The 23,389-nt window shown below is 40.6% G+C and carries 21 protein-coding genes; 5 read left to right on the plus strand and 16 right to left on the minus strand.

Annotated elements, in window-relative coordinates; translation table 11 throughout:
* Positions 1-105 precede the first annotated feature (105 nt).
* On the minus strand, positions 106-1,284 hold the full coding sequence (locus C0213_07905; protein AUX12342.1) for an MFS sugar transporter: 1,179 nt from the start codon (positions 1,282-1,284) through the stop codon (positions 106-108).
* A gap of 149 nt (positions 1,285-1,433) precedes the next feature.
* Between C0213_07905 and C0213_07910 the strand changes: the two genes are divergently transcribed.
* Entirely contained in the window at positions 1,434-1,808 is a 375-nt protein-coding gene (locus tag C0213_07910; protein ID AUX12343.1) for a MarR family transcriptional regulator, read from the plus strand.
* Between the two features lie 257 nt (positions 1,809-2,065).
* Here the strand turns inward: C0213_07910 and C0213_07915 are convergent, their stop codons facing one another.
* The 3 genes from C0213_07915 to C0213_07925 form a co-directional block, all read right to left on the minus strand.
* A complete protein-coding gene (locus C0213_07915; protein ID AUX12344.1) occupies positions 2,066-3,418 on the minus strand; it encodes an amino acid permease in 1,353 nt (450 codons plus the stop codon).
* A gap of 598 nt (positions 3,419-4,016) precedes the next feature.
* On the minus strand, positions 4,017-6,440 hold the full coding sequence (locus C0213_07920; protein ID AUX12345.1) for a leucine--tRNA ligase: 2,424 nt from the start codon (positions 6,438-6,440) through the stop codon (positions 4,017-4,019).
* A 447-nt stretch (positions 6,441-6,887) separates the two neighbouring features.
* Positions 6,888-8,882 (minus strand): N-acetylmuramoyl-L-alanine amidase, encoded by a 1,995-nt coding sequence (locus C0213_07925; protein AUX12346.1) that lies wholly within the window; start codon positions 8,880-8,882, stop codon positions 6,888-6,890.
* Between the two features lie 189 nt (positions 8,883-9,071).
* Between C0213_07925 and C0213_07930 the strand changes: the two genes are divergently transcribed.
* On the plus strand, positions 9,072-9,710 hold the full coding sequence (locus C0213_07930) for a phosphoesterase (protein ID AUX12347.1): 639 nt from the start codon (positions 9,072-9,074) through the stop codon (positions 9,708-9,710).
* An 18-nt stretch (positions 9,711-9,728) separates the two neighbouring features.
* Positions 9,729-10,289: a 16S rRNA (cytosine(1402)-N(4))-methyltransferase gene (gene mraW, locus C0213_07935; GenBank protein ID AUX12348.1), complete on the plus strand. Its 561-nt coding sequence runs from the start codon at positions 9,729-9,731 to the stop codon at positions 10,287-10,289.
* Positions 10,290-10,351: 62 nt separating this feature from the next.
* On the opposite strand, the gene C0213_07940 is transcribed toward mraW, so the two are convergent.
* From C0213_07940 to C0213_07960, 5 genes are all read right to left on the minus strand, one after another.
* Positions 10,352-10,981, minus strand: a complete 630-nt coding sequence (locus tag C0213_07940; GenBank protein AUX12349.1) for a copper homeostasis protein CutC — start codon at positions 10,979-10,981, stop codon at positions 10,352-10,354.
* Between the two features lie 354 nt (positions 10,982-11,335).
* Complete coding sequence (locus C0213_07945; protein ID AUX12350.1) at positions 11,336-12,163, minus strand: undecaprenyl-diphosphatase; 828 nt, start codon at positions 12,161-12,163, stop codon at positions 11,336-11,338.
* A 143-nt stretch (positions 12,164-12,306) separates the two neighbouring features.
* The gene (locus C0213_07950) at positions 12,307-13,227 is read right to left on the minus strand and encodes an RluA family pseudouridine synthase (GenBank protein AUX12351.1); all 921 of its coding nucleotides are present in this window, start codon (positions 13,225-13,227) and stop codon (positions 12,307-12,309) included.
* Complete coding sequence (locus tag C0213_07955; protein AUX12352.1) at positions 13,217-14,023, minus strand: NAD(+) kinase; 807 nt, start codon at positions 14,021-14,023, stop codon at positions 13,217-13,219. Before C0213_07955 ends, C0213_07950 begins: the two co-directional genes overlap by 11 nt.
* Complete coding sequence (locus C0213_07960) at positions 14,020-14,694, minus strand: GTP pyrophosphokinase (protein AUX12353.1); 675 nt, start codon at positions 14,692-14,694, stop codon at positions 14,020-14,022. Before C0213_07960 ends, C0213_07955 begins: the two co-directional genes overlap by 4 nt.
* Before the next feature lie 146 nt (positions 14,695-14,840).
* Between C0213_07960 and C0213_07965 the strand changes: the two genes are divergently transcribed.
* Together C0213_07965 and C0213_07970 are read left to right on the plus strand one after the other, a co-directional pair.
* On the plus strand, positions 14,841-15,422 hold the full coding sequence (locus C0213_07965) for an adenylate cyclase (GenBank protein AUX12354.1): 582 nt from the start codon (positions 14,841-14,843) through the stop codon (positions 15,420-15,422).
* A 78-nt stretch (positions 15,423-15,500) separates the two neighbouring features.
* Positions 15,501-16,145, plus strand: a complete 645-nt coding sequence (locus C0213_07970; protein ID AUX12355.1) for a dithiol-disulfide isomerase — start codon at positions 15,501-15,503, stop codon at positions 16,143-16,145.
* 44 nt (positions 16,146-16,189) lie between these two features.
* On the opposite strand, the gene C0213_07975 is transcribed toward C0213_07970, so the two are convergent.
* The 7 genes from C0213_07975 to C0213_08005 form a co-directional block, all read right to left on the minus strand.
* Positions 16,190-17,206, minus strand: coding sequence for a hypothetical protein (locus C0213_07975; protein AUX12356.1), 1,017 nt, complete (start codon positions 17,204-17,206; stop codon positions 16,190-16,192).
* 16 nt (positions 17,207-17,222) lie between these two features.
* A complete protein-coding gene (locus C0213_07980; GenBank protein AUX12357.1) occupies positions 17,223-17,912 on the minus strand; it encodes an adaptor protein MecA in 690 nt (229 codons plus the stop codon).
* A gap of 173 nt (positions 17,913-18,085) precedes the next feature.
* Positions 18,086-18,484 (minus strand): transcriptional regulator Spx, encoded by a 399-nt coding sequence (locus C0213_07985; protein ID AUX12358.1) that lies wholly within the window; start codon positions 18,482-18,484, stop codon positions 18,086-18,088.
* 324 nt (positions 18,485-18,808) lie between these two features.
* Complete coding sequence (locus C0213_07990; protein AUX12359.1) at positions 18,809-19,549, minus strand: hypothetical protein; 741 nt, start codon at positions 19,547-19,549, stop codon at positions 18,809-18,811.
* 128 nt (positions 19,550-19,677) lie between these two features.
* A complete protein-coding gene (locus tag C0213_07995; GenBank protein ID AUX12360.1) occupies positions 19,678-20,463 on the minus strand; it encodes a hypothetical protein in 786 nt (261 codons plus the stop codon).
* Positions 20,464-20,480: 17 nt separating this feature from the next.
* Positions 20,481-22,580, minus strand: coding sequence for an ABC transporter permease (locus C0213_08000; GenBank protein ID AUX12361.1), 2,100 nt, complete (start codon positions 22,578-22,580; stop codon positions 20,481-20,483).
* Positions 22,558-23,334 (minus strand): multidrug ABC transporter ATP-binding protein, encoded by a 777-nt coding sequence (locus C0213_08005; protein ID AUX12362.1) that lies wholly within the window; start codon positions 23,332-23,334, stop codon positions 22,558-22,560. The genes C0213_08000 and C0213_08005 overlap by 23 nt, the downstream gene beginning before the upstream one ends.
* Positions 23,335-23,389: the final 55 nt, after the last annotated feature.

Raw genomic sequence — 23,389 nt, forward strand, 5'->3', positions numbered from 1 at the left:
AAGTAAATTTTGTCCCAGCTCTTTTTTAATATTCGAATGCTAATCGTCTAAACGTGTTCCATAAGTCATATCCTTCCGGTTAACCCGACTTATGCCACACTCTGTTTATTTTGTTTTCGTTGTTTGTTTAATCAAGTACCATGTTAATAAGATACTGATGAACACCATGATGCTCCCAAAAATTGGTGTACTCCCCAATCCCCAAGCGGCAGAAGCTTGACCGCCGACCAATGAACCAATCGTAATCCCAATGTTAAAGGCTGAGATATTCAAAGCCGATGCCAAGGGAATATCGTTTGGTGTGAACTTTTCAGCCAGTTGGACAATGTAAAGTTGCAAACCAGGCACGTTCATGAAGGCGAAAAAGCCCATCAATAAGACGTTCATTAAACCAAACCAATGTGAATTCAATGTTAGCATGAACAACATGAGGGTCACTAGTAATCCAATAAACATTCTCAATAATGCTAACAAGGGTTTGTGGTTAGACCACTTACCACCCAATGTGTTCCCCAAGGCAACCATTAAGCCATAGATAACTAAGATAATAACCACCGCACTTGGTGACCAGCCCATCTTCGTTTGTAAAATGGGGGTCACGAAAGTATAAACGGTGAATGTGCCACCATAACCAAGGGCTGTAATTAATAAGGCAATCACGATTGCTTTATTTTTGAAGACCCGAATAATCCCACTAAATTGGCTTGGTTGACCCAATGGTAAGTCGTTTGGAACCAAAAACCAGTTAGCGATTAAGCCCAAGACACCAATGCCCGCAATGAAAATAAACGACATGTGCCAGGTTGAAATTTGACCGATGAAAGTGCCCAGCGGTACCCCAGTAACAGTTGCGACGGTTAAACCAGTGAACATCACGGCAATCGCACTTGCTCGGCGTTCTGGTTCAACAACATCCGCCGCAATCACTGATGCTATTGACATAAAGATCCCGTGTGATAACGCTGAAATAATCCGACCGATTAAAACAACTGAGAAAACTGGGGCAAAGGCCACCGTTAAGTTCCCAATGATAAAGACGATCATAATCCCCAACAATAAATTTTTCCGGGGCCAACGACTAGTTAAGATGGCCAAAATGGGCGCACCAATCGTAATCCCCAAGGCGTACATTGAAACGGTTAAGCCGGCTTGGCTCATTGTAATCCCAAAATCTTTAATCATCAACGGCATTAAGCCAACACTGATGAATTCTGTTGAACCAATCGCAAAGGCACTAATCGCCAATGCTAACAAAGTTAAGTTCGCACGTTGCTTTTTACTCATTTTCCCACACTCCTAATAGACTTTTTAACTGATGTACTATATTATTCAATAGAAGCGTCATTTTCACAATCACGCACTTTTTAGTCAGTAGGTTACTGAAAAGTAATAATTGAGTCTTATCACAATGAAAAGGTGAATCAAAATTAGAAATGAATGAGAAAACTTATAACATTGGTGTTGAAGCCACGATGGAAATCATCGGTGGTAAATGGAAACCGGTCATTTTATGCCACTTACGGAATCAACCACTCCGCTCAAGTGAACTCTTACAAAATATCCCTAAGATCTCTCAAAAAGTCTTAACGCAACAATTGCGCGAACTCGAAGCCGACGGGATTATCAATCGGAAGATCTATCAAGAAATTCCACCGCGGGTTGAATATAGCCTCTCTGAATACGGTCAATCACTCAATCAGATTTTGAACCTACTCTGCTTATGGGGTGAAGATAATATCGACCGCCGCCAATCAGCTGGCGAATCAATCAATGTCTTGCATCGTGATCAAATTAATCCAATCTACTAAAAAAGAGCGCTTTGGGTTGCGGGTAGCAACTGAGCATTAATACAAAATTGGCCGTAATCCAAGGTTTTAGGATTACGGCCAATTTTAGATTAAGCGGAAGTTGTTGCAACCAAAAAGCACGTCTAGACGATCGGAATCTGAATAGCAAAAAAGGCACCAGGACAAGTAATGCTTGTCTTGGCGCCTTCTTCACTATTTGAATATTGATAGTCTAACCGTGTTCTATAAGTCATATTCTGAACTTATGGCACACTCTTCTATGCTTTTTGACGCCCAAACTTTACGAAATAAATAATGATCATTAAAACTAAAAAGATTAGCCCGACAATTAATGAAATTCGTGTTTCTGGGTTAATGAACATGAAAACTAATGTTAAGCACAACATTGCCAACGTGATGTAGTTGGAATATGGTGACCATGGCATTTTAAACGGATGAGTCGCCATCTTTTCGGCGTGTTGTTTTCTAAAGGCAATTTGACTAATTAAGATGACAAACCAAGGCACCATCCCTGGCAAGACACTTGAACTATAAACAAGGACGAAGATATTGCCAGCTTTAGGATAAACTAATGGTAAAATGGCATTTAAAATCACACCGATTAAAATCCCTAATGAAATCGCCCCAACTGCGTAAAATGGCACGCCGTGGCGATTTAATTTTAAGAAACGTTTTGGTAATTGCCCATTATTAGCTAACGTAAACGTCATCCGGCTCGCACTATAAATCCCCGAGTTTGCGCCTGATAAAGCCGCTGTAATTACCACAAAATTGATAATTGACGCTGCGGCGGTGATGCCAATTTTAGCGAAGGTTTGGACAAATGGTGACCCCACTTGGCTGAGTTCATTCCAAGGATAAATACTTAAAATGACGAAAATAGCCCCGATGTAGAAAATGAGAATCCGAGCAACGGTTGATTGAATCGCCTTAACCAATGTTTCTTGGGGATTTTCAGCTTCTCCGGCCGTAATCCCAATCAATTCAATCCCTTGATAAGAAGCCAGGACAATCGCAAGGGCAAAGACAAAGCCTTTGAATCCACCGGTGAAGAAGCCGTGAGTCCATAAATTACTAATCCCAACTGGATGCATGTGATTCCCAATCCCAAAGATAATTAATCCAAGGCCAGCGACAATCATCAAAATAATCGTCACCACTTTAATTAGGGCAAACCAGAATTCTAATTCACCAAACATGCTGACCGATATGAGGTTCGCAGCACATAAGAACGTAATCGCGACTAACCCTGGGACCCACCCCGGTAAGTTCGGCCACCAGAATTCCAGATAACCGCCAATCGCAATCATCTCACTCATCCCGACAACGACAAATTGGAAAACGTTACTCCAAGCTGTCAAATAACCAAAAATGGGATGCATATATTCCGTTGCAAATTTCGCAAACGAACCTGTATCTGGATCAACATACAACATTTCCCCAAGAGCACGCATGATTAAATACAATAATAACCCGGCAATGCCATAGGCGATTAAGACAGAAGGTCCTGTCCATTTAATCGTCGTATTGGCCCCCATAAACAAGCCGACCCCGATTGTCCCACCTAATGCAATCATCTGCATCTGGCGGGCATTTAAATTTCGTTTCATTCTCCTCAAACCCTTCTACTTAGGTGTCCCAATTGTTGGTTAACCCGACAATCTAAATTTACTTATCATCGTATAATAAAAAAAGAAGAAAATCAATATTTTTCTCATCTTTTTATCATTTTAAAACGTTGATAAATAAGGCTTCTCAAGTTAATAGTATTTGTTAGGCTCCTAACTATTAACTTTAGATAAGAAAAAAGGACAGACAAAATTGAATTTGTCTGTCCTTTTTGAAACGTGCTCTTTCAGGTATATCGTTGCGGTTAGCTACAGCAGCCAAATCATCGACTTTGTCGGTAATTCGTCTGCTTAGGCTAATCCTCACGATATAACCACCTGAAACGCACTCTTGTTTGAAACATGCTCTTTGATTGTAACAACTTCCGCTTAATCTAAAATTTCAAATAATTCTAAAACCTGGATTATTTGAAATTTTTTATTAATGCTCAGTTGCTGACCGCAACCAAACACACTCTTGTTTGAAACGTGCTTTTCAAGCTAACTTTCGGCGCTTATCCCAGTGAATCAAACAATCGACTACGTCGCTTATTCGCTTCCCTCTGATAATGCTCAAAAGTTGACCGAGCTTGAACGCACTCTAATTTGCGACGATATTGACCAATTTGTTTGGAATGGCAATCACTTTGCGGACTGTCTTGTCGGCGATAAATTCGGCGACTTTTTCGTTGGCCTTAGCCATCGCTTCTAATTCTTCCTTCGGTGTGTCTTTGGCCACTGTTACTTTAGCCTTTAACTTACCGTTAACTTGGAAGATGACTTCCACTTCGTTAGCAACCAATGCTGCTGGGTCAAATGTTGGCCAATCCGCATAACTAATTGAGTCGTTATGACCAAGCATTGCCCATAATTCTTCCATCATATGTGGTGCGATTGGGGCTAATAACTTCACGAAGCCTTCAGCGTATTCACGTGGAAGTGTATCAGCCTTATAAGCATCATTGATGAAGACCATCAATTGTGAAATGGCCACGTTAAAGTGCATGCTTTCGAAGTCTTCGGTGACTTTCTTAACAGTTTCGTTGTAACTCTTCTTCAATTGGTCATTATTGTCAGCGACAATCTTGCTTGAAAGTTGGTCGTTTTCGTCGGTATCTTCTTCTGTGTATAGACGCCATACACGGTCCAAGAATTTACGAGCGCCGGCTAAGCCCTTTTCACTCCATGAAATGGAAGCATCTAATGGGCCCATGAACATTTCGTATAGCCGTAATGTATCAGCACCAAAGCGATCAACAACATCATCGGGGTTAACAACGTTCCCTTTTGATTTCGACATTTTTTCGTGGTTATCGCCTAAAATCATCCCTTGATTGTATAAGTGTTGGAATGGTTCCTTCGTTGGCACGACCCCGATATCATACAAGAACTTGTGCCAGAAACGAACATATAGTAAATGAAGCACGGCATGTTCTGCACCACCGATGTACATGTCAACTGGTAACCAGTCCTTCAACTTGTCAAAGTCAGCCAATTTATCGGGATTCTTAGGATCAATATAACGGAGATAATACCATGAGCTACCAGCCCATTGTGGCATTGTATTTGTTTCACGACGGCCTTTACGACCATTTTCGTCCGTCACGTTTAACCAGTCTGTTAAGTTCGCAAGTGGACTTTCACCAGTACCAGAAGGTTTGATATCGCTTGTTAATGGTAATTCAAGTGGTAATTGATCTTCTGGCACGACAGATGTTGTGCCATCTTCCCAATGAATAATTGGAATTGGTTCACCCCAGTAGCGTTGACGTGAGAATAACCAGTCACGTAATTTATAACTGATTTGTTCATGACCCACTTTGTGTTCAACCAACCATGGAATCATCTTGTCGATAGCAGCTTGTTTGTCTAAGCCATCTAAGAAATCTGAATTAATCATCACACCAGGTTCTGTGTGAACAGCTTCTTCAGGGTTACCACCAGCTACAACTGGTTTCAATGGTAAACCGAATTTCTTGGCAAATTCCCAATCGCGAGGGTCATGTGCCGGAACAGCCATCACGGCACCAGTCCCGTATGACGCTAAAACGTAATCTGAAATCCAGATTGGTAAACGTTCGCCGTTCACTGGATTGATGGCATAAGCACCCGTAAAGGCCCCTGTTTTGTCCTTCGCCAAATCAGTCCGTTCAAGGTCACTCTTGTGTTCGATTTCTTTTAAATAAGCATCAACAGCTGCTTTTTGTTCCGGCGTAGTGATATCAGCCACTAATTTGTGTTCTGGGGCCATTACGATGTAGCTGACACCAAACATTGTATCGGCACGCGTGGTGAAGACATCAATCTGAGCGTCGTGGTTTTCAACAGCAAATGAAACTTCAGCGCCTTTTGAACGGCCAATCCAGTTACGTTGCATATCCTTGACACTTTCAGGCCAATCAACTAGATCTAAGTCGTCGATTAAACGATCCGCATAAGCTGTAATCTTCAACATCCATTGACGCATTGGTTTCCGGTAAACAGGGTAGCCGCCCCGTTCTGTTTTGCCGTCGATGACTTCTTCGTTAGCCACAACTGTCCCTAAATCAGGGCTCCAGTTAACCGCAACTTCGGCTTCATAAGCCAAGCCTTTTTCGTACATTTTTTCAAAAATCCATTGGGTCCATTTGTAGAAATCGGGATCCGTTGTATTCACTTCGCGATCCCAATCATATGAGAAGCCTAATGAATTGATTTGACGTTTGAAAGTGTTGATATTGGTTTGCGTGAAATCAGCAGGGTTATTCCCCGTATCTAACGCATATTGTTCAGCAGGTAAGCCGAATGCATCCCAACCCATTGGGTGCAACACGTTGAAGCCTTGCATCCGTTTCATCCGGGCCAAGATATCAGTTGCCGTATAGCCTTCAGGATGGCCAACGTGCAACCCTTGTCCTGATGGGTATGGGAACATATCTAATGCGTAGAAATTTTTCTTATCTTTATCTTCTGTTGTTTTAAAAGATTTATGTGATTGCCAGTAGGCTTGCCACTTTTGTTCAACTGCGCGATGATCGTAAGTCATATCAAACACTCCTTATTTTTAGCGTACTTTCAAAAGTATAGACACTTTTGACGCACTCTTTTTTTAACATGCTTTCAAAAGCATACTGTTACGTTTAGCGACATCTGCCAAACAATCGACTTCGTCGCTTATTCGTCCGATGAGGCTAATCCTCACAGTATTGACGCTTTTGACGCACTCCTTTTTTAACGTCAAAAAAGTCCTATGGTATAAATACCATAGGACGAATTGACCGCGATGCCACCTAAGTTCTGCCCAGTTCAAACTGAGCAACTCTCTGGCCGTAACGTGGCTGACGTTTCTATCTACTTGATTTCAATAGAAAACTCAAAGGTGAGTTCGCTAAGTTCAACGACGTGTTCACACTAACCACACGCTCTCTGGACGCTTCTACTTAACTACTAATCCCTCTCAACGTTAAATAATTGTTCTTAGCATACCAAACTCTTACTTCAATTTCAAGACTTGGCCAACTAAGATTAAATCTGAGCGTAAATTATTGGCAGTCTTCAATTGGCTAATTGTCGTGCCATTTTTTTGAGCGATTGACCATAGGCTATCACCTGATTTAACGGTATAAGACTTCGTTTTATTAGGTGTTGTTTGGTTGTTATTGTTAGTTGTTGTTTTACCAGCACTGACTTTTAACACTTGACCTGGATAAATAAAATTATTTTTAATGTTATTTAAACGCACCAATTCAGCCATTGAGATTCCTGATTGTTGTGAAATCCGCCATACTGAATCACCAGCTTTAACCTTGTAGGTTTTAGCGGTTGTCGTTGTTGAGCCATTGTTATTATTGCTACTGCTATTGTTGTTATTTGTTGGTGGTGTTGTTTGGCCCGTTGATTTTTGACCAACAATTAATTTTTGACCAGGATAGATGAAGTTATTACGGATATTATTCCACTTCACTAAGTTTGCCATGGAAACACCATACCGTTTTGAAATCGCCCAAACAGAATCGCCAGACTTAACCGTATAGGTTTGATTATTAGTTGGCGTAGTTGGATTTGTCGGTTTAGTTGGGTTCGTTGGTGTTGTTGGGTTCGTTGTTTGTTTAGCGGAAACAATCAACACATCACCCGGGTGGATCATATTGTTTTTAATGTTATTCCAACTGATCAACGTGTTCATTGAGATCCCATAACGTTTAGCAATCCCGTAAACTGAATCGCCGGCTTTGACTGTGTATTTTTCACCATTTGCTGGTTTGGTTGGATTTGTAGGGTTGGTTGGTGTCGTCGGATTCGTTGGTGTCGTTGGCTTGTTCGCCGAAACAATTAAAACATCACCCGGGTGGATCATGTTGTTTTTAATGTTATTCCAACTGATCAACGTGTCCATTGAGATCCCATAACGTTTAGCAATCCCGTAAACTGAATCGCCGGCTTTAACCGTGTATTTTTCACCATTGGTTGGTTTAGTTGGTGTTGTTGGATTAACTGGTGGTGTTACCGTCCCGCCACCATTATTACCACTTGTGGCAGGTGTATCATATTGCGTTAAATTATATTGTTGGATAAGACGATTTAAACTTGCGGCATAATTAGTAGCGGTCGCATAACGTCCTTGGAGATAGCGTGTTGCATCTTGATAACTTGTCGTATGACTCTTGAAGGCGCCCTGGTAATAAGGTGTTGCGCCAAAAGAAGTATTTTTCAAAACATGCACATAATCTTGTAGTGATTGGTAGTATGAAGGATATTTACGGAAAGCCGCATTGATTTGGTAAAGATTACCATGACCATCGTCTTCGTTTGTTAACATGTAGACAGAACTACCATTATAACTACCCTTAACGCCAAATAGATTGTAGTTAGGCGCTTGGCCTAGAGCACTGTTCCCAAAACCTGATTCAAGAGAAGCTTGGGCAATCATTACTGAAGCGTACAAATCATTTTCACTTGCTAATTGACGGGCTGAGCTAGCAATTGAATTGATAAAAGTTGACGCACTGGTTGATGAATAAGCCATAATTGCTTTGGCTGTTGCCATATTAGCACCTGTATTTTGCGTCCCCACAACTGGTTGAGCTTGCGTTGGTTTAGGTTGTGCGGTAGCAGCTTTGTTGGCATCATTTTCAGTCACCTGAGGCTTCACAACTGGTTGAGATTGGCTTTGGCTACTACTTGTTGTTTGGCTTGATTGACTTTGACTGCTACTTGTTACTTGGCTCGTACTACTGGTTGTTGTGCTGTTAGCAACACTGCTTGTACTTGCTGTGGCTGTATTGAGGTTTGCTTCACTAGCGCTGACTGTGGCTACAGCCGCCTTAGCTTTACCGCTGACGAGACTAGGTGCAACTGCAGACCCCATCAAGAAACTAGCCCCTGCAAAAGTCGTCATATGCCGTACTTTCTTATTCCGTAGTTCCTTTTTTTGTCTGTGCAAAATTATTTTCTGCGTCGCAATTCTCTGTTTTCTAGTCTCTTTCAACGTAAAAACCTCCATATAATTTTTTCTAAAGTAATAGCTATCTTTATTAAGTTTACTTAAAATATATTATAATATTAATAATGCTATAAAACAATGTATATGTTACGTGTATCCAATACTGCTATCGACAGTAGTAAAAATAAAATTGGTAACCTTCATTGTAACAATAGACTTTGAAAGGAGTTCACTATGTCTCATCAAAAGCCACAATTCGCGTCAATGATAGTGGGCTTTTCACTATTTGTCATTATTTTAATCAGTCTGTTAAACCAAGCAACTTGGATTAACAGTGTCGACGTTGCCATCATCCACATCGTCCGCAGCATGGCATCGCCATTGACAACCACCCTCGCAATCGCGATCACAAGCATAGGTAATCCTTATAGTATGCTGGGATTAACAGTCGTAGCAACACTGACGCTCCTTTTTATCCGCCAGACAAATGCGGCCCTGTTTCTATTAGTTAACATGTCCGTTTTTAGTAGTTTAAACCATATCATTAAAGAATGGGTTGCTCGTCCGCGGCCTAGCGCTCATCACTTAGTCGTTGCCAACGGCTTTAGTTTTCCGAGTGGTCATTCTTCTGGCGCCTTATTATTTTTTGGCTCATTAAGCATTATTGCCATTTATCTGATTAAAAACCATTATTGGCGTAACCTAACAATTGGTGTGTGCGTAATACTCACATTACTGATTGGCATTAGTCGGATCTATGTTCAGGTTCACTATCCAACTGATGTCTTAGCCGGTTTCATGTTAGCCTTAACTGGATTAGGCCTTTCGTGGTATTATTTTGATAGTTACCACTTATTACAACAAAAATCGTAATTAAAGGGGATTTTTACCATGTTACTCGATCAGCCAAGTTCTTTTGCCCACTTTCTATTGGACCAAGCTATTCGGCCGGGCGATATTGTGATTGACGCCACCGTCGGTCATGGTGATGACACCTTATTTCTAGCGGAAAAAGTTGACGATTACGGTCATGTTTATGGTTTTGATATCCAAAAAGACGCTCTGGAAACGTGTCAGAAACGATTAACGACCGCCAACCTTAGCCAACAGGTCTCGCTCATCAACCAAGGTCATGAACGGATCATCACCGCTCTCCCCGCTGATTTAAAAGTACAAGCAGCTATCTTTAGTCTGGGATCTCTTTCACCAGAAACGCCGCAAGACGTCACACTTCCCAACACGACAATTTCGGCGTACCATCAGGTCTTATCGCGGCTTAATCGAGGCGGCTTATTGCTTTTCATTATCGATAATCGTTTCTTTAAATCAGAAGAAGAGATTCACTACTTAGTCGCAGATTTAACGCGACTTAACCCAGAACGCTATGCCGTTCGCCATTTCCAAGGCGTCAACCAAGATGTCGGTCAATTACTAACCGTTGTCAAAAAATAAAAAGGTTTCCGGATAAAAGTTATTTTTATCCGGAAACCTTTTTTGATTGCTCAATTTTTTAATTAACCAACAATTTTAGTGCCATGTGCTTCTGTCACGTTTAAGCGTTCAGTAATACCTACAACGTTTTTGGCTGTAATGCCACCGCCGGGTAAAATGCCTAAGCGACCATCAGCTAAGCGCACAAGTTCTTGAAGCCGTTCTTCATTTAACGGTGCCGTTAATGGGCCACCATGTGTTAAAATCCGTTTAATATCATGTTCAACTAACCAGTCGATTGCCTCTGCTTGATCAGCTACTGCCAATTCATCAAAAGCCATGTGGAAAACAACTTGCATCCCGTTAGCAGCACCAATTAGCATTTCCATTGCTTCTTCATCAATCTTATTGTCAGGTGTTAAACACCCCACTACAATCCCGTCAGCGCCTAATTCTTGTGCTGAAAAAATATCGGCTTCCATAATTTTTAATTCTTGATCATTATAGACAAAGTTACCACCGCGAGGGCGAATCATGACCATCACTGGCACATCATGTTCATGTGCATAACGTACTGATTCAGCCATAACGCCCCGACTAACAGTAGTGCCACCAACCGCTAAGTTATCGTTTAATTCAATTCGCTTAGCACCATTACGAATGGCAGCCGGAATTTCAGTGAAATTTTCGACACAAACTTCTTTGATTAACATGGGAAAACCTCCAACTTTTATTTTAAACGTGCTTTTTGGATTGCAACAACTTCCGCTTAATCTAAAATTTCTATTAATACTCAGTTGCTAAACGCACCCAAACGCACTCGTATCCAAACATGCTTTTTAAAGCTGACTCCTGTGCCTAGTTACGCATCGCAACCGATCGACGCCGTCGCTCATTCACGATGCTAGACTAATGCTCAGAGTCAAACCGCTTTAAACGCACTTTGTACTCAAACGTGCTTTTTGAAACATATTCCTGCGCTTAACACTATTTGCCAAACTAGCGATTCCATCGCTAATTCGTCAAATCAGGTTAATGCTCTGAATATACCCGTTTCAAACGCACTCTTATAAGAACATTGCGCCTAATACCAATACCCCTAGGATAATTCGATACCAACCGAAGACCTTGAAGTCGTTTTTCTTGATGTAACCCATCAAGAACTTAATTGAGATAATTGAAATGATGAATGATACCACCATCCCGACCAACAAAATAATTGATTGGTCACCAGTAAAGGTATTACCTTGGTAGAAGAACTTACCAATCTTCAAAATGCTGACCCCAATCATGGTTGGAATTGCCATGAAGAATGAGAATTCAGCACCAACATACCGTGAGGTGCCAATTAAAATCGCCCCTAAAATCGTTGCCCCTGAACGGGATGTCCCTGGAATAATTGATAAGGCTTGGAAACAGCCAATCCAAAAGGCAGTCAACCAAGGTAACGTATTTAAATCTGCAAATTTTGGTGTTCGTTGTTTATTGCGATTTTCAATCACGATAAATAAAATACCATATAAAATTAACATACTTGCGACAACCCAGTTTTGCATTAGATGTTCATCCATCCAATCATTCAATGGGAAGCCAATAATCACTGACGGAATAACCGCCAAAATAACCTTAAACCATAAAGTCCACGTTTGCTTTTGTTCTAACTGGTTCTTTTGCGGTGAAAATGGGTTTAATTTATGGAAGTATAAGACGACAACGGCTAAAATTGCACCGAATTGAATGACGTAATTAAACATATCCATAAAGGCTTTTGATTCGCCCATTTTTAAAACACTACCGACTAAGACTAAATGGCCCGTTGAACTAATCGGTAACCATTCCGTAAAGCCTTCGACAATCCCTAAAATAATTGCCTTAATCACATTTAAAGTTAACACAATCTCCATCCCTCCATGAAACATAGTCGTTCTCTAGTATACTAATTTCAAATCTAGAATGCGACTTAATTTAGAAGTTTAAGGTTTTTTTATTAAAATTAAGCGCCAAAAAAGACCGCTAAATCACGGTCTTTTAACAGTTATTAAAGTGTGGTTTCATCAAAATCAAACTGGCGTTGCGCTAAAACGGCGCTAAAATCAGCGGGCACCGGACTCTTCACCGTAATTGTTCGTTCTTCAAATGGGTGATAGAACGTCAATTGGCGGCAATGGAGTGCTTGGCGCGGTAATAAATCATCAGATTCACCATAGAGGTTATCCCCGATTAACGAATGACCTAACGACGCAAAGTGAACCCGAATCTGGTGCGTCCGCCCTGTTAGTAACTTTAATTTAACGAGTGTGGCCCCGTCACCGTGAGCGGCTTGCCAATACTCGGTCAATGAGCGCTTACCACCCTCACCGACCACTCGCCGCATGTAAAACTCTTCCGAGCGTTTAATCGGACGATCAATCCACGCATGTTGCGGTAAATCTTTGCGCATATCGCCACTAGCAATTGCGATATACGTCTTTTGTAATTCTTTAGATTGTAATTGTCGATCTAACAAACTATGCGCAAAACCGTGTTTAGTGAACATCATCAAGCCACTCGTATCACGATCCAAACGCGTCACAACGTGCACCGCTAAACTTTCTGCTTGTTCATCAATCAAGTATTGCTTAACGAAATTCGCCATCGTATTGTTTGGATGATTGGGAGCCGGTAGCGAAGCGACAAAGGCTGGTTTATCAATAATCAGGAAATGATCATCTTCATAGGCAATCTTTAAATCACCCTTGACTGGGATGACGTGTTCCACCGCCACTTCTGGGGCAAGATAAACCGTCACCACATCATTTTGAACTAATCTGATGTTGGTATGCGCTTCTTGCCCATTCACCAAGATCTGGCCACCTGAAAATTTGATTTTCGATAGCTGACTTCGTGAGATAGCATGTCGTCTTAAAAAATTTCGTAAAATGCAGCCTTCGCTGTCTGTGTATTGCCACTCAAATTTCATGTTTTGACCCAATAAATGCATCTTCGACACGGTCCCAGAAGTGGGTGTGTCGATAACGTGCAAACTGTATTCTTTCTTTTGCAATTTTAAATTGCATTGATTCAATTGGTCGGTCCTTAAACGTAAACTGATCAATCGTCACAACGTAATCGCTGGTGCGTGAGGGTTTTAATAGTAACCACTCATCAGAAGGCAACACAATTGGTGCGGCCAGCGTCCGGTAAACCCGATTATTAATCGACGCAATTTCAGTCAATTGCATCGCTTCTAAGCGTGGATGTAAGACTGCACCACCAATTGATTTCCCATAAGCCGTTGAGCCGGTTGGTGTCGAAACACATAGCCCATCGCCACGGAAGCTTTCAAAAAAGTTCTCTTTGATATAAACATCAGTCCGCAAGGTTGCCGCGTAACGCCGCAACGTCACTTCATTCAATGCCAAGAAGTGTTGGACTTCGTTGGTATCAGCATAGGTAATCTTAACTTCGAGTAACGGATAACTAATACTCTGACCCAAATCTTCTTGTAAAGCGACCACTAAATCATCAACTTCAAAATCCCGCCAATCCGTATAAAAACCCAGGTGCCCTGTATGGACCCCGATAAAGCGGATTTGATCTAGCGCATCGGCATAGCGGTGAAAAGCAGACAATAACGTCCCATCACCACCCACTGAAATCACCACTTCTGGTGTTTGCGCGTCCATCGTAAAACCGTTGTTAATTAACTTATTGGTCAGTTTATCAGCCACTTGTCGAGAAGAGCTGCCGTCATTGCTATATACCGTTATTCTCAATCTGGGGCATCTCCTTCAGAATCATTTTCAGTTGCCTTTTCCAAAGCACTCTGCCACTTGCCATATGAAAAGAGTTGTTGTGCTTCTTGAATTTCTTCGCGAATTTCAGACATTTCTTTATCTAACATAAATGACGCTTCGGCTGCCCGTTTTAAACGTGCTTTCAAGGTTTCAGGGAATTCCCCTTGGTATTTATAATTGAGTGAATGTTCAATCGTTGCCCAGAAATTCATCGACATTGTCCGAATCTGAATTTCTGCCAAGATCAATTTTTCACCACTAATCAATTGCACGGGGTATTCCACCACAATGTGATATGAACGATAACCACTAGGTTTAACGTTTGAAACGTAGTCGCGTTCCTCGATAATCTTCATATCGGTTCGTTGGTGTAATAGACCCACAATTTCGTGGATATCCTCGACGAACTGACACATAATTCGTAACCCAGCAATATCTTGCATATCTTGTTCCAATAAATCTTCTGTGATATACCGCCGTTGCATTTTCTCCTTGATACTATCAATCGGTTTGACCCGGCCCGTTACAAATTCGATTGGGGCATGTTCATTATTTTGTTGATATTGTTTACGCATACCACGTAATTTTATTTTCAATTCACTAACGGCTTGTTCATAAGGCATCAGGAATTTTTTCCAATTTTCGACCATAATAACCCCTCATTCAATCTGTCACATACAGCATTATTTTAACATATATTGGAAAAGAATAGATAGCATTCCTCCCAAATCAAATACAATTACAAGTTTTCAAATTTATGCTAGGATAGTCTTATTCTCAAAAGGCAGGTTATTAAATGACTCAGACCATTGAACGTGAATTTAAAGTCAGTCTCACTGAACAACAATTTAAACAACTGCAAGCCGCTTATCCATGGCCGACACCTTTTACCCAGACTAATTATTACTACGAACTACCACAAAATGAGTTACAACGCCGACATATGGGGTTACGAACTCGTCTTTACCAAGATCATGCAGAACAGACACTGAAAGTCCCCCAAGCTGGTGCGACTCGTACCTTATTGGAGATTACAGATACAATGCCATTAGCCACCGCACAGCATTTGATTGACCAACAAACCATTCATCCCGATCAGCAAATTGCTAAGTATCTAGAAGCAATCGGGATTGATTGGTCAGCCCTTTTTATCTGGGGACAAGCCACTACTAAGCGGCAAGTTCTAACGCTTGCCAGTGGTCGTCTAACCTTGGATCAAACAACCTACCCTGATCAGGCCGCTGACTACGAATTAGAACTAGAATTTGACGACGTAGCACTCGCCAAAGCCTTCTTTCAAGATATCATTAAGCGCTTCAAACTAGCACAAACCGCGCCACTCAATAAGATTCAACGTGCTAGAAATCATCAAAGCTAATTAATTGCAAATCCAAAAAAATTTGTTAAAGTAATACAAGAGCTTTTCAATACGAGACTTAAGTTTGGGGGAACCATTTTGTTAGAAGTGTTTTTATATATTAACCCGATCGGCCAACGTTGCTTACAATCCGAAAAGGCACTTTTAAAAATCATTGATGAGGCTGATATGAATATCCATTTCAAGTTTATACCCGTCCTCAACCTACAAAACGTTGAACGTTATATGCAATTTCAAAATTTAAATCGACGTGACTTAGACCTAAGAAATCACGTTTTTAGTACAATTTATGAAGCGGTCTTAGCTTATAAGGCCGCAACCTTCCAAGGCAGCAAGAAGAGCCAAGCATTTTTGATGCAGCTCCAACAAGTTTTTCAAAAACCTGATACTAAACTTGATACAAAATTGGTCTTAGAGATTGCAGAAAAAGTTCACCTAGATACTGAAATGTTACTTGAAGACTGGCATAGCGATTTAACCAAACAAGTTTTTGATTCGGATCAACAACTTGCTTGCGAAATGAATATTAAAATGACACCATCAGCCGTTGCTTTTGACTATTCTAAAGATGACTCAGAAGCCGGTCTATTGATTGAAAATTGTGATTCTTACGACCTCTTGAAGGAGGTCTGTTCTCAGGGAGTGAGTCCTGAAGACACGTACCAAAAATTACAAAAACATAAGGCTAATGTGACTAAAATCGCCTTTCGCGTACTGTCATAATCAGCATGCCATAAGCGTCCAAGATGCTAAACAACCTTGGACGCTTATTTTTTAGCTCGTAAACCCTGTCGAAGTTGGCGCAACGGCCAATTTTGAAAAGCAGACTGTTCGATTAGTGGTTGCAATAATACGGGACAAAACTGTGAAAATGCGGCTAAAGGTTGATCAGCTAACCACCATTTTAAACGACTTTCAAATTGATTTCGTTGGTAAAGTGGCGGCACTGCAAATTGATAAAAACACCAATCCGGTGCGTTTTGTAGCAATTTTCCTTGCTGGTAACAAAGCTGCTGTAAGCGCACGAAGCGCTCATCCCGCAAATTTAGGCGTTGTGCCAGCCGCATTCGCTGCCAATCAAGTGACCTCTTCTGAATATTAATCGGTTTTAACAAACTATTTTCACTTAAAAATGCGACTAATTGATGAGGTTTAAAGTATTGCGTTCGCCACTGATACCCTTGAAATTCAAGCGCAACGACATGGTGTTGCAAGACCCAACAGTGCAATTGTGTGCTGTAACAAAAAAGATAAAACCCCCAAGCCGGACGATAATTTAAAAAGGCTAATTGCTGCCGACTAAGATGACGTGTTTTGAAACGGAACCGATCGCCAACTATCCAAGTAACTGCCAAGCCACTTGCATGATAGCCCTGCGTTCGCTTCGATAATTGCATCGGAGTCAGTGGACTACATTGATACTCAATCACTTGTGACTCACAATTGGCCTTTGTAAGATAAACATCGGCTCTCTGATCAGGATTAACCACTAGCTCAAAAGTCGCCTGCCACCCCATCACACTAGCAAGTGCTGCAATCGCGGCTTTACCAGCTTGATGCGCATCACTCTCGCCACCGCCGGCTTTAGTTTGATGCGCAAAATAAGGAACCGTCTGCTGACCACCTTTGAGTTGAACTGGTTTTTGACACTGCGGGCAAAAATACTGCCCACTCTCAAGTAAAAAAGCATCCCTAGCATGCACCAACTGACCAGCACGATTCAAAGCAACCTTCATCAAAACCACCCCAAGAAAAAGTACGAAAAAAGCCAGTTGATTATTCATCAACTGGCTTTTTTAACTAATCCTTAAAATAGTAACGCGTTAATTCCAATGCGCTATTTTCCATAACTTTTTGCCCGTATTCACTTAAGAAATCGGCTGTGTAATTTGTTTTATGACCAAATTCATTAGCAACTGCTAAATCATCTTGGACAAATGTTTCCGTTGTATTTTCTAAGAAGAACACTAATTGCGCGTAATATTGGTGTTTATAAACAAAGAGGTTCGAAACACCACTTTCGATGTGCAACTGTTGTGCTAAGGCAATCCAATCTTCAAATGTATCAAACCCCAAAACAACTTGTTTGGTTGGATTATCAGCTTGATTTAAATAAGATTCGATTTCATCTTCCTCTTCATCATCTTCAGCAGATGCTGTATCCCGCTTTAACAGTTGATCCTTAATATATTCCGTAATACCATCTTTACCCTGAACCATTTCTGATTGTGCTTTACTCAAATCAAGATTAGATAAATTTTTACTAATTAACAATTCTAATCCCTGTTCATTAGGTAAAACTTGGAAAGTAACCGCGTCATTATTGGCAAAGACGTGATCTTGATCAACTTCTTCTAGGATTGAGTAAAAGAAGCGCTCGATTTTTTTATGGTTGCTCAATAAATCGAGTCCAGTAATACCACGCTCTTCTAGATCATCATTCTCCAATAAAACACGAATTGTGTTTTCATCGATTTTTTCCATTCTCATGGGACAACGCCCCTTTCTCTTAGACTATTTAGTTAGTCCACACAGTATCCTACTCTTTGCTTTACCATACCAGTATCGGCCACAACATTCAAGTATCAAACCATTTCCATGCGAAAAAAGAGACGAATTTAGTTTGCTACTAAAAAAGTCGAGGTATCCACCTCGACTCTTCGTTAGAATCCTGCCATTAATTGTGCTTGTTGTAATTCTAGTGCCCGTACTTCGCGTGGTAAGAAACGGCGAATTTCATCTTCGTTATACCCGACTTGAAGTCGTTTTTCATCCAAGATAATTGGTCGTCTTAATAGACCAGGGTTTTCTTGAACAAGATCCAATAATTCATTAACAGATAAATCATCAATTTTAATATTCAATTGTTGGAAAATCTTAGAACGCGTTGAAATAATCTCTTCAGTGCCGTCCTCAGTCATTCGCAAAATGGTTTTAATTTCATTTTTATTGAGAGGCTCCGAAAAAATATTGCGTTCTTTAAATGGAATGTTATGTTCCTTTAACCACGCACGAGCTTTACGACAAGATGTACAACTTGGTGAAGTATATAATGTAACCATATGTCTCTCTCCTTTACCTTTTATGAGAACCGGGTTAAACAATCTCATCCCAGTCCCATTCTCTCTTACAAGAACTTATTATACGCGAAATCACTACTAAAAACTAGTTAATTTCCTTAATTTCTAATTAAATATTAATAATTTTTATTAGACTAATAGTTCTATAATGTATAATAAAAGCGTTTCAATCAACCTATATCACACTTTAAGCTTATTATTCTTTTTTTAAAATTATCTTTACCATTTAAAAAAAATTATATTTGCAAACTGTTCTCATGATATTTAACTTATTTTTTGTAAGCTAACAACATGACCTATTCTAACCTAGTCTATTTTAATTGTCAAACCCTGTTGGGCAATTGTCACTGGAATTGTTGTGATAACCGTTTTAGCCTGTGCCAATAAAGTCTCTGGCGAAACAGCTTGTGGTAAGTGGGTCAATAACAACTGTTTAACATCGCTGCTTTGTGCCAGGTTCGCTGATTGCGTTGTCGTCATGTGCGCCATCTTCCCTGTGCGTTCGGCCAAGAAGTTAGTATCAGTCATCAATAAATCCGCACCTTGGCAGAACTCAGCTAACCCTGGGAAATACGCCGTATCCGCGGTAAAGACTAAAACCTTACCGGTTGCTTCTTCTTCAATCCGCACCGCAAATGCGGGCACTGGATGTTCAGTCCGTTTGAAAGTGACTTTCAAAGGACCAAGTTGTAACGTTGTATCCTCCTGATAACCAAAGCCTTGCGTCACGTTTGGTAACGTTAAGCTACCAAAGTGCAATGGGTCTTGTAAATGCCCGTAAATTGGCAAGATAGGTTCTTTCTTTTGCCCCGCTTGTAGTTGCCAGTAATATTGTAAAACGCCGACATCTGCGATGTGATCGTGGTGATAATGCGTCAATAAAACAGCATCTAATTGTAGTGGATCAAATTCTTTTTCAAGTGCTAAGAGTGCGCCACTCCCGCAATCAAGTAATAAATGATAATCGCCACTTGTTAAGAGATAACTACTTGTACCGACACCGGCATATGGATAGCCACCATAATATCCTAAAACTGTTAATTGCATTTTAAATGAACCACCTTTCTATCTTCTTCTATAGTAGCTCACTGCACCCTCATAATGCACCCTTGATGATTAATTATGACCTTTTTTTAATATATAAAAAGGACTGGCCTATATGCCAGTCCTTCTTTTTATTGAATAATTTGAATCCGCTGTTGTTTGATATCTTGATAAAAGGCTGTCACACTGACAATCAAATAAGGATAGAACCAGATAAACCCGATGCCAGCCGTCAAGTAGACCAATAATTCCCAGCCAATAAACGATAAGCCTAATCCCAATAATTTTAGCCAGTGGCCTTTTAAGATAAGCACCGACAAGGATAGTAACATGCGCATTGAGACCTGTGGGAAATCAAACTTAATCAGTACTAGGATTTGATAATACATTAAAATTAATGGTTGCAAGAAGGTGATTGCTAGAATCACCAACAAGAATGCTAGCACAGCCGTATATTGTTTTGGATTCTGACTAATCTGCATAATATAAGGTGCCATTGACGTGATGCCATTATACGTGTAACGGAAAACCCGCTGCCAGCCGATTAACTGGTGAAACGGTGCTAGGCCAATCAGTGTTAAGGCCCAATTAAGTAACTGTTGAATGAAATTCAAAATCACTAGATGCGTATAAAACGGTGGTCGGAATAATACTAACGTATCGCTAAGCCGTGTTTCTTTTTTAATCGTTAATTTATAAGCCGCTAAAAAGACGGCGTTTAAAAAGATAAAATAGAATAAATAGTTGGCAAACGTGTTTAACATTTGATAACCAAATGAATTGGTCTCGAATAAGCCTTGTAACAATGCATCGGTTCCCATTTCGACTAATAGCCAGATAATGACTAAGGTGGCCATCATCTGCCAGTGGCCTTTTAATAGTTGCCGCGCAGTTGCACGATAAGTTCTCAATTGCAAAAAATTTTCCTCCGAGCTTAATATAGTGCATCGTCATTTAACGGTATGTTGACGATACGATTGTAGATTTCAGCAGTCACAAGATAGAATACAAAATAAATCATGATAAAAATGCCACACACAATATAGACTAATTGTAACCCAGGATTATCCAAAAACAAACTCAATAATCGAATTGCAAAAATAGCATGTAGCGTCCCTAAGATAATCGGCAACAAAAAGATTATCAGAATTTGGAAATAAATCGTCCGTTTAATTTCCGAATAAGTCATCCCAATGCGTTTTAAAGTCTTATATTGCAAAATTTCCTCTTGGGCCTCTGATAATTGTTTCAACATAATGATACTCCCAGTCGCCAACATAAACGTTAACGCGATAAATAAAGCAATATACATATAAAAACCAAAGTTAGCATTCGCGCGATCTTGATTGGGCTTGCGCAACAATAAATCGGTCCGCATGAATCCATTTTGGGTTGTTTTGGTGGTTACTCGATAACGTTTAAACCCATTTTCATTTCTAGTCTCTGTCAAATAGCTTTGTTTTTTGGTATTTTGCGATAGGTTAAAAAAAGCGCGCATTAATTTTTTATTTCGGCGTTGTTTAGGTGTTAAATCAAGCGCGTAAACGTGGTCAATTGTAGCCGACTTGATTTGATCGTAATATTGATCTGGGACAGCTACCATATTTAAATTGCCATAAAAATTAACCGACACACCATTAGGAAACAGCCGCCGAAGATGAATAATCCGCAATTGAGGTAGCTCCGGTTGTTTAATTTGGAGGGGAATCCCCGGTTGATCTGCCGGCGCTAGACGTTTATGATGTGGCATCTTAATCATCGTCATCGGTAAATCAATCATCGCAACAGCTTCGTTAGGCCTTAGCTGCGTCGCCGGTAACTTAAATTGTTGCGCCATCAACGCATTATACCGTGATATTGGCAAAACCCCCGTCGCACCTGCTCGTGTCATTGAATCACTCAATAAGGGCGTTGCTAACTCAAACTGCGCATCAACAATCTTATAAGTTGTTACGGTTGTGCGTTGCGGCGTTACCTTATGCGCCTGTAATATTCGCTCAACACCCTTTTTTTGATATTTAGAATAAATAACATCTGCTGGAATATTTTCACGTAACATTTTTTGACTAAACGTATACACCATCGCAGCACTCCCTAGCGCGGTGATGGTCACGGCACTTAAAATCGTAATCATCCACAAGGTTTTCGCATTTTTCTTAAAACGATAACTTAAGTTCGTCACGCTCAGTAAATGCGTCCCGTGATAGTAGAGCCGTTTCCAATGGCGTTCAATCCGTAACCAAACCTGGGTGTAAGCTTGAAAAAAGGCTAGTGTCCCAATAATCTCAAACCATAAAATAGCCCCTAAATAAACAATATCAATCCCATACCCATAACGTTTTTCCAGAGACGGCATCAGTACAAAAATATGTTCCGCTAAATAATACCCCCCAATAATTAGGACCACGCCGGTGAACCCCCAGATGGTCGTTAACCAATTAGGACGGCGCGTTTTACGACTAAACTCAGTTGGATGCAGTAAATCCACCAATTGATAGCGAAAAATTAAACTACTATTTAGTAGCCCCGTTAACAAGAAGAGTAAACCAAAAGTGAGCGTCGTCTGCTTAATCGCATCCCAAGAAATTAAAAACGGAATCGCGACACTGATGCCCATCATCCGTAACAACAGCATGCCAAATAATTTCGATAGAAAGATTCCGAAAAACAAACCAATCAAAAGCGCAATCGTCCCAATCACTAGGCTCTCGGCAAAAAATAGGCCACTGATTTGTAGTCGCGTAACACCCATCACACTAAGCATTCCTACCTCTCGACGCCGCTTTTTCATAAAGAATAAGTTAGCATACGCTAGAAAGAAGACCGTAAATAAAATGATAATAATGCTGGCAACTTGAATCGTCCCACCAAAAAACAAGCGTTCACCTGCCGACTTTAATTTCGACAATACCGGATCGGTTTTGATAGCGGTGAAACAAAAATAAACAACAATTGCCATAATACAGGCCATCAAATACGCCGCATAATCCCGGGCCCGATTAAGAGTACTTCTAACGAGGAGTCGCAACAGCATTGTAACGACCTCCCCCGCCAATTGTTGCTTGCATATCAATGATTTGATTAAAAAACTGTTGTCGATCACCACTGCGGACAATCTCGGAAAATAGCTGCCCATCCTTGATAAACAGAATTCGCCGGCAATAACTAGCCGTGAACGCGTCGTGCGTCACTAATAGAATCGTCGTTTTCTCTTGACGATTAATTTCTGTTAAATACCGTAGAAGCTCTGTCGCTGATTTTGAATCCAAACTCCCCGTCGGTTCATCAGCCAACAACAATGTTGGGTTGATAATCATTGCCCGACCACAGGCCACACGTTGCCGTTGCCCAATTGAAATTTCATCTGGATAGCGGTCTAATAAGCCGCCAATCCCGAGAACTTGTGTCACCTGTGCCAAACGCTTTTCAATTAAAGCAACGCTTAATTTATCCAACGCTAACGGTAACAAAATATTCTCCTTAACCGTCAATGAATCCAGTAAATTAAAGTCCTGAAAAATAAAGCCTAAATCATGGCGTCTAAAATTAGCTAATTTAGCCTCGCGCATTTTCGTCACAACTTGATTCTTGATCATTACTTGGCCGTGCGTGGGCCGATCAATCGTCGCAATCATATTTAAAAGCGTCGTCTTACCAGCCCCAGAAGGTCCCATAATTCCGACGAATTCTCCTTCTTCCACTTCAAACGAGATATTATTTAACGCATTCACTAGATTAAAGCGATGCCCGTAAACTTTAGAAACTTGTTGAACAGCTACCACTGTCATTTTGTCACACTCCCGAATTAACTTGCTTTACATTTTAGCAGAGTTTCACTAAAAA

The sequence above is a fragment of the Latilactobacillus sakei genome, assembly GCA_002953655.1.
In the GTDB taxonomy this organism is placed as follows: domain Bacteria; phylum Bacillota; class Bacilli; order Lactobacillales; family Lactobacillaceae; genus Latilactobacillus; species Latilactobacillus sakei_A.